The organism is Burkholderia pseudomultivorans, assembly GCF_902499075.1.
GTDB classification, from domain to species: domain Bacteria; phylum Pseudomonadota; class Gammaproteobacteria; order Burkholderiales; family Burkholderiaceae; genus Burkholderia; species Burkholderia pseudomultivorans.
Window position 1 is genome coordinate 46,702 of sequence record NZ_CABVPP010000005.1, and the last position, 16,431, is coordinate 63,132.

Here is a 16,431-nt window from a genome sequence, read left to right on the forward strand (position 1 = left end):
CGGCGGCCTTCCTGAGGCGAATGGTCGTCGCGCTCCTGATCCCGAATGCGGTCGACTTGGCCGCATCCGAAGCAGTCTGGCGGTCATCCGAACATATACGAAGTGCCATCGAACCGACGGGCGTTCGTCGTCCTGCGCCGCACTACCCGACGCGCGTTGAGTTTGTGCGCATAAACTCGGCGACGGATTGGCGGAGGGTTGCGGTCGTGATGCGAGGACAGTTGCATGACGCGTGATGCGCCTGGGGCGTCCGTTGCCGAGCATCGATGTGTGAGCGGGTTCGCAGCAGCAGGAGTACCAACGCGCTGCGGCGGGAGATGCCGACGGCGGAAGCGAACAGATCGCTTTATGCGCATAAACCACCGTCGCTACCCGCTTCGTCGAGAGAGCCCGCATACCGTCACAGCTTCTTCGTGACGGGCACAGGCCCCACCCTTTCGAGCAACCGGCTTTATGCGCATAAACCCATCAAGCGCTGGGCTGAATCACACTCGCTTTCCGATCGCTTATTCAAACAAGCGGCTTCGAATGCCGTGTTGCCATGAGGAATCGAATCCTCACTCGCTTTGCTTCAAGTCCCGGCCTCGAGCCGGCTTCCCGACATGGCTTGGCTACAATACGGCCTCCCACCATCCAGGCCAGAACGATGATCACGATCTACCACAACCCTCGATGCTCGAAGTCCCGCGAGACGCTTGCGCTGATCGAAACGCTGAATACCGCCGGCGCGCCGGTCAACGTCGTCGAGTATTTGAAGACGCCGCCGACGGTCGAAGCGCTCGAAACGTTGCATCGCCAACTCGGGCGCCCGGTGCGCGACATGCTTCGCGATGGCGAGGAGCCGTACAAGACCCTTGACCTGGGGCGCGCAGATTTGACCGACGCCGAGGCCTACGCCGCGATCGTCGCCCATCCGATCCTGCTGCAGCGTCCGATCGTCGTGTATCGCGGCAAGGCCGCGATCGGGCGCCCGCCGGAATCGGTGCGAGCGCTGTTCGAATAATTTTTCGTCGGCGTATTTTTCTTGTTGCGTCAGCCCTGCGCGGCCCGGCCGCGTCGGGCCGACCGGCGCCAAACGACCGGCGCGCCGACGTCCAGACAGCGCGCGGGCCCCAACGATCGCCCTATCGCTCCCGGTCACGTCACAGTCACCGCCGCGACAAAAGCACCCCGCACAACACCGGCAGCGTCTTCACTGCATCGCCACCCGCGTCACCCACCGCCACCCACCGCCACCCAGGCACTCTCGCATCACGTTTCCTCCCCACTTTCCGGCTCCTGCCCCGCTGCCACTTTTGCGGCCTTCCTCAGCAGCGCGATCTGTCCACGATAGGCGCGGCATCCGCTGCACACCGGCAGATGCACGCGCACCTGCACGCGTTCGTGCATCGTCAGATGGCGGTCGAGCGCATCCGACAGCAGCCGCGTCACGTCCTTACATTTCCCCGGTAGCATCTTCGGTCGTCAGTCCTTTCTCGCTGAGGCAGGTGCGCAAGCGCGTGCGTGCGCGGTACAGCAGCACGCTGCAGTGATTCGTCGTCAGCGTCAACTCGCTGCAGATATCCGCGATCTCGACGTCGAGGAATTCGCGCATCATGAACACGCGTCCGATCTGTTCGGGAAGGTGGTCGAGGCACATCTCGAACAGCGCCCAGAACTGCTGCTGCTGCAACAGCGTGTCCGGCCGCGGCCACGGTCGCGGCTTCGTGTGCGCGGCCCAGTGCCCGTTTTCCTTGAACAGTTCGCGGTCCAGCGCCGATTCGCCGTCGAGCTCCGCGTCGAGCGCCGACAGGCTCACCAGTCGCTGGCGCGCACGCAACACGTCGATCAGCTTGTTGCGCAGGATCCCGAACACCCAGGTCTTGTGCGCCGACTGGCCCGCGAAGTCGCCCGCATGCGACCACGCGGCGGTCAACGCTTCCTGTACGGCATCTTCGGCGGTGTCGGTGTCGCGCAACTGCAGGCGCGCGAAACGCAACAGGTCGTACCGCAATTTTTCGAGATAAGCGGGATCGTCGTACGCGGACGGCATGGGCTGGGGCGGGAAAAGGGTCGTCGAATCGGTCCGGCGCACCGCACAGGGGGGCGCGTCGCCGTGCGAGCAGCTTACTGGCCGCGCTGCCGGCCGGCAACGGATGTTCCGTCGCGAATTCACAATACCGGTCGGCGCGCTGCGCTATGCTTGCCGAAGCCTTGCGTCGCGCGTCGCCGCACAGTGCGGCGTGCATGCTGTCGCGTCGAAGCCGGACGACAAAGTTATCCACAATTTCTGTGGAAAACCTTGTGGAAAGTCGGCCGGATGGCCCCGTGGGACGGCATGCGGGCTGGCCTGCCTATAAACAGACCTTTGTCGCCTATCCAGAAGCAATCGTTTCGATTCCTCACTCACCGGAAGGAGAATGCCATGGCCTATCGTGTTGCGGTCGTCGTCGGCAGCCTGCGCCGCGGTTCGTGGAACCGCGCGCTCGCGCACGCCGTGATCTCGCTTGCCCCCGCCGATCTTTCGTTCGAATTCGTCGAGATCGGCGAGCTGCCGCTGTACAACCAGGACTACGACGCCGACTTTCCGGAGGTCGCGAAGCGCTTCAAGCAGTCGATCGAAGCGGCCGACGCGCTGTTGTTCGTCACGCCCGAGTACAACCGCTCGATCCCGGGCGTGTTGAAGAACGCGCTCGACTGGGGTTCGCGTCCGTGGGGTTCCAATTCGTGGTCGGGCAAGCCGGGCGCGGTGCTCGGCACGTCGCCGGGCGCGACCGGCACCGCGCTCGCGCAGCAGCACCTGCGCAACGTGCTGGCCTATCTCGACGTGAAGACGCTCGGGCAGCCGGAGATGTTCATCAAGCACGATCCGTCGCGCATCGACGATGACGGCAAAATCGTCAACGAGGACACCCGCAAGTTCCTGCAGGGCTTCGTCGATCGCTACGCCGCCTGGGTGCGCGTGCTGAAGGCGGCCTGACCGCCCTCCCGCAACCAGCCTGAATCACCGGCACCGGCACCGGCCCGCGCATGCCGCGGCCGGTCACATGCCGGTATGCCGTGCGTCGCGCGCGTCGCGGATGCCCATCAGGATCTCGTCGAGCAGCGCGATGTCGAACGGCTTCGACAGCACGCGCACGTTCACGGTGCGCGTGCGGTCGAGCTCCTCCGCATAGCCGGTGACGAGGATCACCGGCAGTTTCCCCGGCCGCTTGTCGATCGCCTCGGCGAGGTCGATGCCGTTCAGCCGGCCCGGCATGTGGATGTCCGAGATCACCAGGTCGAACGCGTCGTTCGCGGCCGCGCCCTCGATCAGCTGCAGCGCGTCGTCGGCGGTCGCCGCGTAGGTCACGCGGTGGCCGAGCAGCGACAGCAGCGCCTCCGTGCCGGCCGCGACTTCGCTGTTGTCCTCGACGAGCAGCACGTGCAGGCCCGCGTGCGCGCCCGGCTCGTGCGCGGCGGCCGTCGGCCGCGCCACCACGTCCTCGGCGCGCGCGCGCGGCAGGTACAGGCGCACCGACGTACCGGCGCCGACCGCGCTGTCGATCGTCGCGAGGCCGCCCGAGCGTTCGCAGAACGCGAACACCTGCGGCAACCCGAGCCCGGTCCCCATCCCCTGCGCCTTGGTCGTAAACAGCGGTTCGAACGCGCGCGCGAGCACGTCGGGCGCCATGCCCGAGCCCGTGTCGTCGAGCGAGATCTGCACGAAATCGCCGGTCAGCGGAAAACCGTCCTCGCGGCGCAGCGTCACGTTGCGTGCGCCGACCGTGAAGCGGCCGCCGCTCGACATCGCATCGCGCGCGTTGACCGCGAGGTTGATCACCGCGAGTTCGAGTTCGGCGACGTCGACGCGGATCGGCCACACGCCCGGATCGATCGCGACGACCAGCGACGATTTCGAGCCGAGCGAGGTCTTCAGCAGTTCGCGGCACGTGCCGAGCCACTGCCCGACGTCGATGGTCTCGTTGTGCAGCGGCTGCTTGCGCGCGACGCCGAGCAGCTGGCGCGTCAGCGACTGCCCGTTCTTCAGCGCACGCTCGATCGCGCCGAGCTCCTTGTCGAGATGCTGGGTGCCGCGCCGCCGCGCGATCTGCACGTTGCTGGAGATGATCATCAGCAGGTTGTTGAAGTCGTGTGCGACGCTGCCGACGAGATTGCCGAGCGCCTGCATCTTGCGCGACTGCCGGTACGCGGATTCGATCGAACGCCGCATCGACGCTTCCGCCTGCCAGCGATCCCACGCCTGCTCTTCCGCCTTCAGCCGCTTCAGCGACAGCCAGATCACGCACCACAGCGCGATCGACGGCGCGAACATCGACAGGAACAGCACGCTCAGGTGTTCGTACCACTCGCGCCAGATTTCCGAGGTGCGGTACGCGCAGGTCACGTAGACGGGATAGCTGCCGACCTGCCGGTACGCGACGATCTCGCTGTCGTCGTTGCCGTGGCGCACGCGCACGACGCCCGCGCGCGGATCGTTGCGCGCGTTGCCGAACGTCGCTTCGCGATCGGTATGCGCGATCGACGGCGGCGGCGGATACGATGCGATCACCGCGCCGTCGGAGCGCGCGAGCGCCATCGTCATCGGCGTTTTCGAGCCGCCGAGCAGGTCGCGGTAGAACGCGTTGAAATACGACGACTTCAGCGCGATCGACACCATGCCCGCGAACGAGCCGTCGCTGTGCCGGCGCGCGACGCCGGTGTTGAACACGGGAATGTTCTCGAGCTTGAGCGGCCCCATCATCAGCCGCGAGATGTGCTCGATGACCTTGCCGTCGCGAATGCCGGCGAAGTCGTCGCGGTTCGCGATCGACGCATACGGCGCCGGATAGTAGAGGCTGTTCGCGAGCAGCATCCCGCTCGCGCCGAAGATCGACACGGCGGCCACCTGCGGATAGCCGCCGCCGATCGTGTTCAGCGCTTCGTGGATATCGGACTCCTTGCTGCGCACGGTCGCGTCGTCCATGTCCTGAACGAGGTCGACGATCCGCGCATCGAGCGTTTCGCTCAGGTCGAACACCTTGAGCGCATGCTCCTCGGCCACGCGCACGGTGCGCATCGTCACGTCGCTCGCGGCCGCTTCGCGCGCCTTCAGGTCGTTGTAGGCCATCACGACCACGTAGATGCACGGCAGCACGATCGCCGCGACGAGCAGCACGATCAGCGTCACGCGGCGGACCGCGAAATCGTGCTCGGGCGCGCCGGACGCATAGTTGCCGTCGTCCTGCCAGTCGTCGGCGGGAGTGGGGGCGGATGTGCGGGAATCGGCGGGCCGGTCGGACGTCATTCGAGGAAAGCGGTGAAGCGAAGGTGCCCCATCATAAACGAGTTGCACGAGCGTGCCGCGGCGCTTCCCGCGCCGCGCAACCGGGCTGCGGCGGTGCAAGCCGGCTGTCGGATTGAAAACGCGACGAATCCGGAAGCGCAAACGTACACAGGGAAAAATTTTGCGTCCAGATGCCGAAAATAGCCCCGGCTGTTTTCGGAATGTGCGGCGACCGAATCGATTTTGTTCGAAACGGGTAAATCGGCGAGTTGCACCGCCACCGGTTTAGCCAGAGAATCGCGCGTTGCTTTTCCTAACACGGATCGTGATGCGCCCGCCGGCGTGCGTCGCACGACGCATCGCGCGCATGCCCGGCGACGTCCGCGCCGCGCCACGGCGCTCGCCGCGTTGCCGGTCGTCCGCCTCAAGATCTGCGCCGCGCGGCCGTTAACGCGAGAGAGACCATTCCGTACTTCGCATCGCCTGCCATGTCCCTGCCGATTGTAATTGCCGACGATTCGCTGCTCGCGCGCAAACTGTTGGCGAAAGCCCTGCCGGTCGACTGGGACGTCGATGTCGCGTACGCAGCGAATGGCCGCGAGGCGCTGGCGCTTTATCGTGACGGCAAGGCTTCCGTGATGTTTCTGGACCTGACGATGCCCGACATGAGCGGCTATCAGGTGCTGGAAACACTGCGCCACGAGGATCTGAACACGTTCGTGATCGTGGTATCCGCCGATATCCAGCCGCAGGCGCAAACGCGCGTCCGCGAGCTGGGCGCGATCGCATTCGTCGCCAAGCCCGTGACGCCGGACGCATTGCTGCCCATTCTCAGGGAGTATGGGTTGTATGCCTGACTCGGTGTTCACGGCGGAGCAACGCGACGCGTTGCAGGAGATCGCCAACCTCGCGATGGGCCGCGCCGCGGCGCGGCTCGCGTTGCTGCTCGGGCGCTTCATCGAGCTGTCGGTGCCGCGCGTGCGCGTCGTGAAGGCGGCCGACGCGGGCCGCGTGCTGAGCGAGATGACGGGGATTCTCGACAACGTGACCGCCGTGCGTCAGGGCTTCCGCTCCGACATCAAGGGCGAGGCGATCGTGCTGTGCCGCAGCGCCGGCATTGCACGGCTGATGTCGCTGGTCGAGCGCACCTTCGGCGACGACATGCCCGGCGGCATGACGACCCGGGACGAACTCGTGTTCGACGTCGCGAACGTGCTGATGGGCGCCTGCGTCGCGTCGATCCTCGACGAGCTCGGCCGCAAGCCGGTGTTCTTTCCGCCGGGGCTGCTCGGCGCGAACATGTCGTTCGACGAAGTGTTCGAGCCGAGCGCGCTCGCATGGAGCATCGCGCTGCTGCTCGAAGTGAACTTCGGACTCGAGGATCATGCGTTCCGCGCTCATTTCGTGATGCTGATGGCCGAGGATTCGATCCGGCTGATGGGCGACGCGCTCGACGCGTTGCTGTCCGCGCTGTGACGACCGCGCCCGCATCGCTCAGCGATCTCGTGATCGAGCGGGTCGGCTTCGGGCTGTTCGTGCTCGATCGCGCGATGACCGTGCTGATGTGGAATCGCTTCATGCAGGACCACAGCGGCGTGCCGGCCGCCGACGTGATCGGCCGCAACCTGTTCGACTGCTTTCCGGACCTGCCGCGCGCATGGCTCGCGCGCAAGCTCGACAGCGTGTTCCAGCTCGGCAGCTTCGCGTTCAGTTCGTGGGAGCAGCGCCCGTACCTGTTTCGTTTCGAGCACGACAGGCCGATCACGGGCGGCGTCGACTACATGCAGCAGGACTGCACGTTCATGCCGCTCGCGCGCGGGCGCGAGGTCGAAGCCGTATGCGTGACGATCTCGGACGTCACGCACGTGAGCGTGATGCAGCGCGAACGCGAGGAGGCGTTCGCGAAGCTGCGCGAGCATGCGAATCGCGACGGGCTCACCGGCATCGCGAACCGGCGCTGCTTCGAAGCGCGCCTGAGCGCCGAATTCGCGCGCTGGCAGCGCTACGGCGGCGACCTGTCGCTGCTGCTGTTCGATCTCGATCACTTCAAGGCGATCAACGACCGCTTCGGGCACGCGGCCGGCGACGCGGTGCTGCGCGAGACGGCGCGCCGCGTCGCGTCGATCGTGCGCACGCAGGACACGTTCGGCCGTTTCGGCGGCGAGGAATTCGCATTGCTGCTGCCGTGCACGAATCTCGACGAGGCGATGCGCGTGGCCGACAAGGTGCGCGCGGCGATCGGCGGCCTGCCGGTCGACGCCGAAGGCTTCAGCGTGCCGGTGACGGCGAGCGTCGGCGGCGCATGCGCGAAGGCGGGCGCGTCGAGTTGCGACTCGCTCGTCAACGACGCCGACGCCGCGCTCTATCGCGCCAAGCGGCTCGGCCGCGATCGCTCGGTCGGCTACGCGTAGCGGGCGGCGCGGCGCATCGTCGTACGCGAAGAAGCGGCTTCGGCAAGCCGCTGCCCGGTACTCAGTGCTTCGCGATATCGGCCAGCACGCCGGCCAGCACGGCCGGCTGCGACATGAACGGCGAATGGCTGCTGTCGAGCTGATGCACGTGGGTCGGATTGCCGGGCGTGAACGCGTCGGCCTCGTCGATCATCCGCTGCTGCAACGCGGGCAGGATCACGCGATCCTGCAGGCATTTGATGTAGTGGCGGTCGAGCGCGCCCCAGCGCGCGGCGGTGGTCGGGATCGCGGTCGCGAACGGCGCGGCCGGCACGTCGCAGCTCAGCAGGTTCGCGACGGCTTCGAAGTCGGCTTGCGGCACGTCGTCGCACAGCGCGCGCCGGGTCATCTCGCGATACGCCGGGTCGCCGCTGCGCGGATCGAGCCGCAGCGCGCCCGTGACGCGCGGGCTCGCGAGCATCAGCGGCGCCAGCAGGTCGCCGCGGTTCTCGGGCGCGCGCACGTAGTCGAGGCACGGCACGCCGGACGCGGGCATGAACGCCGCGAGATAGACGAGCTTCGCGATCTTTTCCGGCGCGCGTTCGGCCGCCGCGGTGATCGCGAGGCCGCCCATGCTGTGCCCGACGAGGATCACCTTGCCGCGACCGAGCGCATACGCGTCGTCGACGGACTGCATCACCTGCGCCGCGTAATCGTCGAGCGACGTGTTCGCGACCGGCGACGGCTCGGTGCCGAACGCGTCCTTGTCGATCGGTCGTTCGAGGTAGGACGCGGGAAAGCGGGCGTGAATGCCGTGCGCGGGCAAGTCGCGCGCGATCGCGAGGTGGCCGCGCGCGGCCAGCGCGGTCGCGACGTGGGCGAAGCACCACGCGCCATGCCATGCGCCGTGCACGAGCACGAAAACCGGTTGGTCGGGATGCGAGGGGGCGGTCACGTTCGTCTCCATGAAGCTGGGTTTTTTTAGGACAAAGCGTCATCTTAGACGAAGCGGCGCGCAGCCAAGCGGGCTACCGCGCCGGCAGGCGCAGCCCGATGCGGGCGTCGCCACGATGCGGCCCCGAATGTCTCGCGGAGGCCACAATTTGCGCGAAAGCAATTCAAATTTGCGGAAAAGCACGTTAAGTTGACGCTTTCGCTTCGCTTCCGCCCATGAACGTCGATTACTTCTTCTACCGGAAACCGGATAAGCCCGGCCCCTATTCCCTCGACGACCTGGGCGACGTCGCGCCGCCGATCGGCCCGGGCGACGCGGTGCGCGCGGGAATCGCGCGCGTGTTCGAGCAGATCGACTGGCGCGAGTCGTCCGACGTGCCGGGTGCGTGGTTCGGCACCGGCGGCCCGGTGTTCCAGTTCACCGCCGAGCCGGACGGGCGCGTGACGAGCTTCATGGGCTCGCGCCTCGAACGCCGCGCGATGCTGCAGCTGACCCGCGAAATGGGCCTGATCGCGCTCGATCTGCAGCGCGATATCGTCTACGGCTGACGTCCGCACCGGTGCGGGCGCCGGCGCTGTCCGCGAGCCGGGCGGCCGAGGCGCCCGCGCCAGCCGCCGCACGGGTTTCGGCGCTGCAAGGCGCCGCCATCGAACTTCAAAGATTGGTATACTTCCGCCCAATTCCGGCAACCGGCCGGTAATTTGTGCCTGTCTGCGTCGATCGTTCGACTATCTCGCACGCATTTGACGCCCTGACCATCCCAGCCGGGCATGGCTTCTTCAATCGCCCCGCGTGGGTGTCTCCGTGGAGCTCGTCTTGGCCGTTTCCAATCTCGTCGTGGACGAACAAGAAACCGACGCCGCTGCCGTCACATCGGGCAGTTCTTTCTATCTCGCGATGCGCATCCTGCCGGCCGTGCAGCGCGACGCGATGTTCCAGGTCTATGCGTTCTGCCGTGCGGTCGACGACATCGCCGACAGCGACCTGCCGCGCACCGAGCGCGCCGCCGGTCTCGAGCGCTGGCGCGCGGACATCGACGCATGCTTCGCGGGCCGGCCGCCGCGCGCGCTGGCCGCGCTCGAGCGCGAGATCCGCGCGTTCGACCTGCAGCGCGACGATTTCCACGCGATGATCGACGGGATGGCGATGGACGCCGCCGAAGACATCTGCGCGCCCGACGAGCCGACGCTCGACCTCTATTGCGACCGCGTGGCGAGCGCGGCCGGCCGCCTGTCGGTGAGGATTTTCGGGATGCCGGAAGCCGAGGGGATCAAGCTGTCGCACCACCTCGGCCGCGCGCTGCAACTGACGAACATCCTGCGCGACATCGACGACGACGCGGTGATCAACCGCTGCTACCTGCCGCGCGAACTGCTCGCGCGCGAAGGCATCGCGATCACCGATCCCGCAACGATCGCGCGCGATCCGGCGCTGCCGCGCGTGTGCGCGACGCTCGTCGAGCGCGCGCTCGACCACTTCCGCCAGGCCGACGCGGTGATGGACACCTGCGCGCGTGCGCAGGTGAAGGCGCCGCGGATCATGTCGGGCGCCTATCGCTGCATTCTCGAAGCGGCAGTCGCGCGCGGTTTCGCCGCGCCGCGCGCGCCGCTGCGCAAGCCGAAGGCGCGCATGCTGATGATCGCCGCGCGCTACGCGCTGTTCTGAGCCGATGCCCAGAACCGTCCACGTGATCGGTGCGGGACTCGCGGGCCTGTCGGCCGCGGTCGAGTTGCAACGTCGCGGGCGGCGCATCGTGCTGCACGACGCGCACGCACAGGCGGGCGGTCGCTGCCGCTCATGGTTCGACGAGACGCTGGGCGCGACCGTCGACAGCGGGCTGCACCGGATCTTCGCAGGGCAGCCCGCCACGCAGCGCTACCTGCGCGCGATCGGCGCGGCCGATCAGCTTGCCGGGCCTGCATTGCCTGAATTCCCGGTCGTCGACGTCGCCGCGCAGCAGCGCTGGACGCTGCGCTTCGGCACCGGACACTGGCCGTCGTGGCTGTTCGACGCCGCATCGCGCGCGCCGGGCACGACGCCGCTGGATTACGTCGCGCTCGCGCCGCTCGCGTTCGCGCGCACCGGCCGCTCACTCGCACAGACGATGCGGTGCGACGGCGTGCTGTGGGATCGTTGGCTGCGGCCGTATTTGCTTGGGATCCTGAACGTCGAGCCGCGCCACGCGACCGCCGAACTGGCGCGCGCGGTGTTGCGCGGAATGTTCGCCGCGGGCGGCCCCGGCTGCCGTCCGCTCGTCGCGCGGCACGGGCTCGGCAGTGCATTCGTCGATCCGGCGCTGCGCATGCTGCAGCACGGCGGCGCGCAGATCCGGCTGCGGTCGCGGCTCGACGCGTTCGAGTTCGGCGCGCACGGCAACGCGGTCGATGCGGTCGCGATCGGCGCGGAGCGCATCGAACTCGCGCCCGGCGACGCGGTCGTGCTGGCCGTGCCGCCCGAGGTCGCGCAGCCGCTGGTGCCCGACCTGACCGCGCCGGACACCTTCAGCGCGGTCGTGACCGCGTATTTCGCGGTCGAGCCACCGGCCGGCAGCCCGCTCGACACGACCGTCGTCAACGGCATCGTCGATGCGGTCCGGGCCGGCGACGGCCAACTGGCGGCGACGATCCACGACGCCGCCCGCTGGCTCGACATGCCGCACGACACGCTCGCGCGGCGCATCTGGGACGACGTCGCGCGCGTGACCGGCGCGAACCCGGCAACCATCCCCGCATGGCATCTCGTGGTCGAGCCGCGAGCGGGTTTTGCGGCGGTGCCGTCGCAGGAAATGAAACGTCCGGCCGTGCGTACGCGCTGGACCAATCTCGTGTTGGCGGGCGACTGGATTGCCACCGGCTTGCCCGCCACGATCGAGGGCGCGATCCGTTCCGGCCAGCTGGCCGCCGACGCGCTCCAGACACAATAAGAGAGGGACCGATGAACGATCTCACCGATATGGCTACCCTGTCCGCCGGCACCGCGCCGGCCGACCTCGAAGCCGCCGTCGCGCGTGCGACCGATGCGCTGCTGTCCGCGCAGAACGCCGACGGACACTGGGTCTTCGAACTCGAAGCCGATTCGACGATTCCCGCCGAATACGTGCTGCTCGTCCACTATCTCGGCGAGACGCCGAACCTCGAGCTCGAACGGAAGATCGGCCGCTATCTGCGCCGCATCCAGCAGGCCGACGGCGGCTGGCCGCTGTTTACCGACGGCGCGCCGAACATCAGCGCGAGCGTGAAGGCGTACTTCGCGCTGAAGGTGATCGGCGACGACGAGAACGCCGAGCACATGCAGCGTGCGCGCCGCGCGATCCACGCGATGGGCGGCGCCGAGATGTCGAACGTGTTCACGCGCATCCAGCTCGCGCTGTACGGCGCGATTCCGTGGCGCGCGGTGCCGATGATGCCGGTCGAGATCATGCTGCTGCCGCAGTGGTTCCCGTTCCACCTGTCGAAGGTGTCGTACTGGGCGCGCACGGTGATCGTGCCGCTGCTCGTGCTGAACGCGAAGCGCCCGCTCGCGAAGAACCCGCGCGGCGTGCGCATCGACGAGCTGTTCATCGATCCGCCCGTCAACGCGGGGCTGCTGCCGCGCCAGGGCCACCAGAGCGCGGGCTGGTTCGCGTTCTTCCGCGTGGTCGACCATGCGCTGCGCGCGGTCGACGGCCTGTTCCCGAAGTACACGCGCGAGCGCGCGATCCGTCAGGCCGTGGCGTTTGTCGACGAACGCCTGAACGGCGAGGACGGCCTCGGCGCGATCTATCCGGCGATGGCCAACGCGGTGATGATGTACGACGTGCTCGGCTACGCGGAAGATCATCCGAATCGCGCGATCGCCCGCAAGTCGATCGAGAAGCTGCTCGTCGTGCACGACGACGAAGCGTATTGCCAGCCGTGTCTGTCGCCCGTGTGGGACACGTCGCTCGCCGCGCATGCGCTGCTCGAGACGGGCGACACGCGCGCCGAGGACGCCGCGCTGCGCGGCCTCGAATGGCTGCGCCCGCTGCAGATCCTCGACGTGCGCGGCGACTGGATCTCGCGCCGGCCGCACGTACGGCCCGGCGGCTGGGCCTTCCAGTACGCGAACGCGCATTACCCGGACGTCGACGATACGGCCGTGGTTGCGATGGCGATGGAGCGCGCGCAGCAGCTCAAGCAAAACGATGCGTATCGCGAGTCGATCGCGCGTGCGCGCGAATGGGTCGTCGGCATGCAGAGCAGCGATGGCGGCTGGGGCGCGTTCGAACCGGAAAACACGCAGTACTACCTGAACAACATCCCGTTCTCCGATCACGGCGCGCTGCTCGATCCGCCGACGGCCGACGTGTCGGGCCGCTGTCTGTCGATGCTGTCGCAGCTCGGCGAGACGGCGCTGAACAGCGAGCCCGCGCGCCGCGCGCTCGACTACATGCTGAAGGAGCAGGAGCCGGACGGCAGCTGGTACGGCCGCTGGGGGATGAACTACGTGTACGGCACGTGGACCGCGCTGTGCTCGCTGAACGCGGCCGGCCTCGGGCCGGACGATGCGCGCGTGAAGCGCGGCGCGCAGTGGCTGCTGTCGATCCAGAACAAGGACGGCGGCTGGGGCGAGGACGGCGACAGCTACAAGCTCAACTACCGCGGCTACGAGCAGGCGCCGAGCACCGCGTCGCAAACCGCATGGGCGCTGCTCGGCCTGATGGCGGCCGGCGAGGTGAACAACCCGGCGGTCAAGCGCGGGATCGACTACCTGATTGCCGAGCAGAAGGAACACGGCCTGTGGGACGAGACGCGCTTCACGGCGACGGGCTTCCCGCGCGTGTTCTACCTGCGCTACCACGGCTACCGCAAGTTCTTCCCGCTGTGGGCGCTCGCGCGCTACCGCAACCTGAAGCGCGCCAATGCGACGCGCGTGACGGTCGGGATGTGACGCGGATGACGTCGCAGCACACCGGCACCCTGCCCGTCATCGCGGTGACGGGCATGGCGTTCGAGGCGCGCGTCGCGCGCGGCGACGGCGTCGAGGCCGTGTTCGCCGCGCGGGCCGACCGGCTCGAACGTGCGCTGACCGAGGCGACCGCGCGCGGTTGCGCGGGCATCGTCAGCTTCGGCACGGCGGGCGGGCTCGCGCCCGACCTGCAGCCCGGCGCGCTGGTGATCGCCGATGCGGTCGACGGGCCGTTCGGGCGCGTGCCGACCGATGTCGGCTGGAGCGCGCGGCTCGTCGCCGCGCTGCACGACACGCCGGTGTGGGCGCGCGTCACGCGCGGCGCGATGGCGGCCGTCGGCGCGCCGGTCGTCAGCGAGCAGGACAAGACCTCGCTGCATCGCGCGAAGGGCGCGCTGGCCGTCGACATGGAGTCGCATATCGCGGCCGCATTCGCCGCGGCGCGCGGCGTGCCGTTCGCGGTGTGCCGCGCGATCGTCGATCCCGCGTGGCGCACGCTGCCGCGCGCGGCGACGGCCGGGCTGCGCGACGACGGCAGCACGGCGATCCTGCCGATCCTGCGCGAGCTGCTGAAGCAGCCGTCGCAGCTGGGCCCGCTGCTGCAGGTCGCGGGCGATGCGCGCGCGGCGCGTACGACGCTGATCCAGGCGCGGCATGCGTTCGGGCGCGCGGGCGCGCTGCGGATCGTCTGAGCGGCGGGCGCCGCTTCTCCCCCTTCCATACAAAGCGAGCGTTGCGTGATGCAACGCTGCCGACCGTTCGATACCCGTGCATCAGCACGATGGGATAGAGAACGAAATTCGCGAGATCCCGGGGCGACGAGCACGGGCGCAGCACCGTATCCGCGGATCACGTTGCCAATGAAATGATCAGGACAACGTTCTATATCTCAAAAACATGATCGCAGATACGGCACGTAAATCCGGTTTCTCGGTTCCGTCAGGGATTTTTTGAGATGGTCTTTGCGGCTAGCATTCGACTCATTGCTGACAGCGATGCCGTCGAACGCTTGGCGTGGAACCCGGATTGCGCTTGCCATGAACCCTCATCTCCTTGATGCCTACAATCGAGAACTGCTCTATTTCAAGGAGCTGGTGGAGGAATTCGCCCACGCGCATCCGAAAATCGCGCGTCGGCTGGGCCTGCATGCCGGCGAGATTGCCGATCCCTTTGTCGAGCGCCTGGTGCAAGCGGCGAGTTTCACGACTGCCCGGCTGCAATTGAAACTGGATGCCGCGTTCCCCCTGCTCAGCAGTCGGCTGCTCGAAACGGTCTATCCAAACTACGTCGCCCCAACGCCTTCGATCGCGGTAGCTCGCCTCTATCCCGACGAACAGGAAGGCAATTTGCTCGAGGGGTTTCGTGTCCCTCGCGGCACGGCGTTCACGAGCCGCGTGCCGGATGGCGAACGCACGCCCTGCACGTTTCGCAGCGGTCTCGATGTGACGTTGTATCCGTTGGAGATTGTTTCGGCGCGCTTGACCGGGGTGCCTCCGGACATTCCATCGGTAGAGCGCTATGGCGCAGTCGACAGGCCGATTCGCGGCGCGCTGCGTCTCAGGCTTCGCACCACGGGCGAAGCGCGCTTCGAGGAACTGCGCGGGCTGGAGCGATTGCCCGTCTATCTGGCAGGCGACGAGCGCGTGGCATCGCGGCTGTTCGAGTTGATCCACGCTGGCGCTGTGGCGTCCGTGATCGGGACGACGAATCGTTTCGCCGATTCGAATCGGTCATTCGGCATTGTCTCCGATCGAGCCGTCGAACAAACCGGGCTCGCTGCCGACGAAAGTTTGCTGCCGCTGATCGGGCCGGAGTTTCATGGTCATAACCTGCTGCACGAATATGCGACGTGTCCCGCCCGCTTCTGGTTCTTCACGCTGACCGGTCTGAATGCGGGATTGCGATATGTGACCGATCGCGAAGCCGAAGTCGTCGTGTTGCTGGATCGATTCGACGGTTCGCTGGTCGAGCACGTCGATGCTTCCCGCTTCGCCCTCTTCTGTACACCGGTCATCAACCTGTTTCGTCGCAAAACTGATCCCGCCGAGGTGCCGGGCACGGGCGGTGAAATTCTGTTGCAGCCCGACCGGCAGAACGGCTCGGATTACGAGGTGTTCGCGGTGGAGGCACTGCATGGCTTCGTGAGCAAAGGAGCGGCATCGCTCGAATTTCGGCCGCTGCACCGGGCGCTGCTGAACAATGAAACCGATCACGGGCGTTATTTCACGATCCGCCGCGAGCACGGAACGGCGAAGACGTCATACCGTCGCTACGGCGCTCGTACGCCATACGTGAGAACCGATGTGTTCGTTTCGCTGGTCGATGAAAATGAGCAATCCTATCCACAGGCCATGAAATACCTGTCGGTAGATGCGTGGTTGACGAACGGCGATCTGCCGAACTTGCTGGAGCCCGAGGGCGCGATCGATCTGACTGTCGAAATCAGCGCGCCCGTCAGGCGGACGGAACTCGTTCGTGCGCCGAGTCCTGCACGTGCGCCGCTTGCACAGGGAGAGGCTGCATGGCGGCTGATCGGTCAGCTGAACCTCGACTACGGCAGGCTGGAGACTCAGGACGGAAGCGCGCTACGCGACATTCTGATTTTGTTCGCCGCTGCCGACGACGTGCGGTTCCGTCGACAGATCGACAGCCTGATCCGTGTCGAGACGCGTCCAGTGACGAAGACACTGCCAGGCCAGAGCCAGTTGCGGTTCGGTCGAGGCATCGAATGCGTGCTGACGGTGGACGAGGCCGGCTTCGATGGCGCGAGCCCTTTTCTATTTGGCGTGATCCTCGAGCACTACGTCGCTCGTCACGTTTCGACACATTCTTTTACTCAGTCCGTACTGCGCTCGCGGCAGCGCGGCGAGCTGATGCGCTGGCCGGTTCGAATGGGGACGCGCAGCGCAGCCTGA

15 protein-coding genes are annotated in these 16,431 nt (G+C 67.2%); 11 read left to right on the top strand and 4 right to left on the bottom strand.

Features of this window, described 5'->3' with window-relative positions; translation table 11 throughout:
- The first annotated feature begins 646 nt into the window (after positions 1-646).
- Positions 647-1,003 (top strand): arsenate reductase (glutaredoxin), encoded by a 357-nt coding sequence (gene arsC, locus BST28156_RS05910; protein WP_059512937.1) that lies wholly within the window; start codon positions 647-649, stop codon positions 1,001-1,003.
- A 248-nt stretch (positions 1,004-1,251) separates the two neighbouring features.
- On the opposite strand, the gene BST28156_RS05915 is transcribed toward arsC, so the two are convergent.
- Both BST28156_RS05915 and BST28156_RS05920 read right to left on the bottom strand, forming a co-directional pair.
- Positions 1,252-1,455, bottom strand: coding sequence for a zf-HC2 domain-containing protein (locus BST28156_RS05915; protein WP_174901679.1), 204 nt, complete (start codon positions 1,453-1,455; stop codon positions 1,252-1,254).
- Positions 1,436-2,032, bottom strand: coding sequence for an RNA polymerase factor sigma-70 (locus BST28156_RS05920; RefSeq protein ID WP_174901680.1), 597 nt, complete (start codon positions 2,030-2,032; stop codon positions 1,436-1,438). Before BST28156_RS05920 ends, BST28156_RS05915 begins: the two co-directional genes overlap by 20 nt.
- Before the next feature lie 372 nt (positions 2,033-2,404).
- Here BST28156_RS05920 and BST28156_RS05925 point away from each other — a divergent pair, with 372 nt between their 5' ends.
- Entirely contained in the window at positions 2,405-2,959 is a 555-nt protein-coding gene (locus BST28156_RS05925) for an NADPH-dependent FMN reductase (protein ID WP_174901681.1), read from the top strand.
- A 63-nt stretch (positions 2,960-3,022) separates the two neighbouring features.
- Here BST28156_RS05925 and BST28156_RS05930 read toward each other — a convergent pair whose 3' ends face one another.
- Positions 3,023-5,266, bottom strand: coding sequence for a hybrid sensor histidine kinase/response regulator family protein (locus tag BST28156_RS05930; RefSeq protein ID WP_174901682.1), 2,244 nt, complete (start codon positions 5,264-5,266; stop codon positions 3,023-3,025).
- Between the two features lie 467 nt (positions 5,267-5,733).
- On the opposite strand from BST28156_RS05930, the gene BST28156_RS05935 reads away from it, so the two are divergent.
- The 3 genes from BST28156_RS05935 to BST28156_RS05945 are packed head-to-tail and all read left to right on the top strand — an operon-like array spanning position 5,734 to position 7,656.
- Positions 5,734-6,102, top strand: a complete 369-nt coding sequence (locus BST28156_RS05935; protein ID WP_009695033.1) for a response regulator — start codon at positions 5,734-5,736, stop codon at positions 6,100-6,102.
- The gene (locus BST28156_RS05940) at positions 6,095-6,721 is read left to right on the top strand and encodes a chemotaxis protein CheC (protein ID WP_174901683.1); all 627 of its coding nucleotides are present in this window, start codon (positions 6,095-6,097) and stop codon (positions 6,719-6,721) included. The genes BST28156_RS05935 and BST28156_RS05940 overlap by 8 nt, the downstream gene beginning before the upstream one ends.
- Positions 6,718-7,656 (top strand): GGDEF domain-containing protein, encoded by a 939-nt coding sequence (locus BST28156_RS05945; RefSeq protein WP_060240330.1) that lies wholly within the window; start codon positions 6,718-6,720, stop codon positions 7,654-7,656. Before BST28156_RS05940 ends, BST28156_RS05945 begins: the two co-directional genes overlap by 4 nt.
- Before the next feature lie 61 nt (positions 7,657-7,717).
- On the opposite strand, the gene BST28156_RS05950 is transcribed toward BST28156_RS05945, so the two are convergent.
- Entirely contained in the window at positions 7,718-8,602 is an 885-nt protein-coding gene (locus BST28156_RS05950; RefSeq protein ID WP_174901684.1) for an alpha/beta fold hydrolase, read from the bottom strand.
- Between the two features lie 203 nt (positions 8,603-8,805).
- On the opposite strand from BST28156_RS05950, the gene BST28156_RS05955 reads away from it, so the two are divergent.
- The 6 genes from BST28156_RS05955 to tssF all read left to right on the top strand — a co-directional run bounded on the left by BST28156_RS05955 (position 8,806) and on the right by tssF (position 16,431).
- Complete coding sequence (locus tag BST28156_RS05955; RefSeq protein ID WP_174901685.1) at positions 8,806-9,138, top strand: hypothetical protein; 333 nt, start codon at positions 8,806-8,808, stop codon at positions 9,136-9,138.
- 268 nt (positions 9,139-9,406) lie between these two features.
- Positions 9,407-10,255: a presqualene diphosphate synthase HpnD gene (hpnD, locus tag BST28156_RS05960; protein WP_174901686.1), complete on the top strand. Its 849-nt coding sequence runs from the start codon at positions 9,407-9,409 to the stop codon at positions 10,253-10,255.
- Positions 10,256-10,259: 4 nt separating this feature from the next.
- A complete protein-coding gene (hpnE, locus tag BST28156_RS05965; RefSeq protein WP_174901687.1) occupies positions 10,260-11,513 on the top strand; it encodes a hydroxysqualene dehydroxylase HpnE in 1,254 nt (417 codons plus the stop codon).
- 11 nt (positions 11,514-11,524) lie between these two features.
- Positions 11,525-13,498: a squalene--hopene cyclase gene (gene shc / locus BST28156_RS05970; RefSeq protein ID WP_174901688.1), complete on the top strand. Its 1,974-nt coding sequence runs from the start codon at positions 11,525-11,527 to the stop codon at positions 13,496-13,498.
- A gap of 5 nt (positions 13,499-13,503) precedes the next feature.
- A complete protein-coding gene (locus tag BST28156_RS05975) occupies positions 13,504-14,208 on the top strand; it encodes a phosphorylase (RefSeq protein WP_174901689.1) in 705 nt (234 codons plus the stop codon).
- A gap of 345 nt (positions 14,209-14,553) precedes the next feature.
- A complete protein-coding gene (tssF, locus tag BST28156_RS05980) occupies positions 14,554-16,431 on the top strand; it encodes a type VI secretion system baseplate subunit TssF (protein ID WP_174901690.1) in 1,878 nt (625 codons plus the stop codon).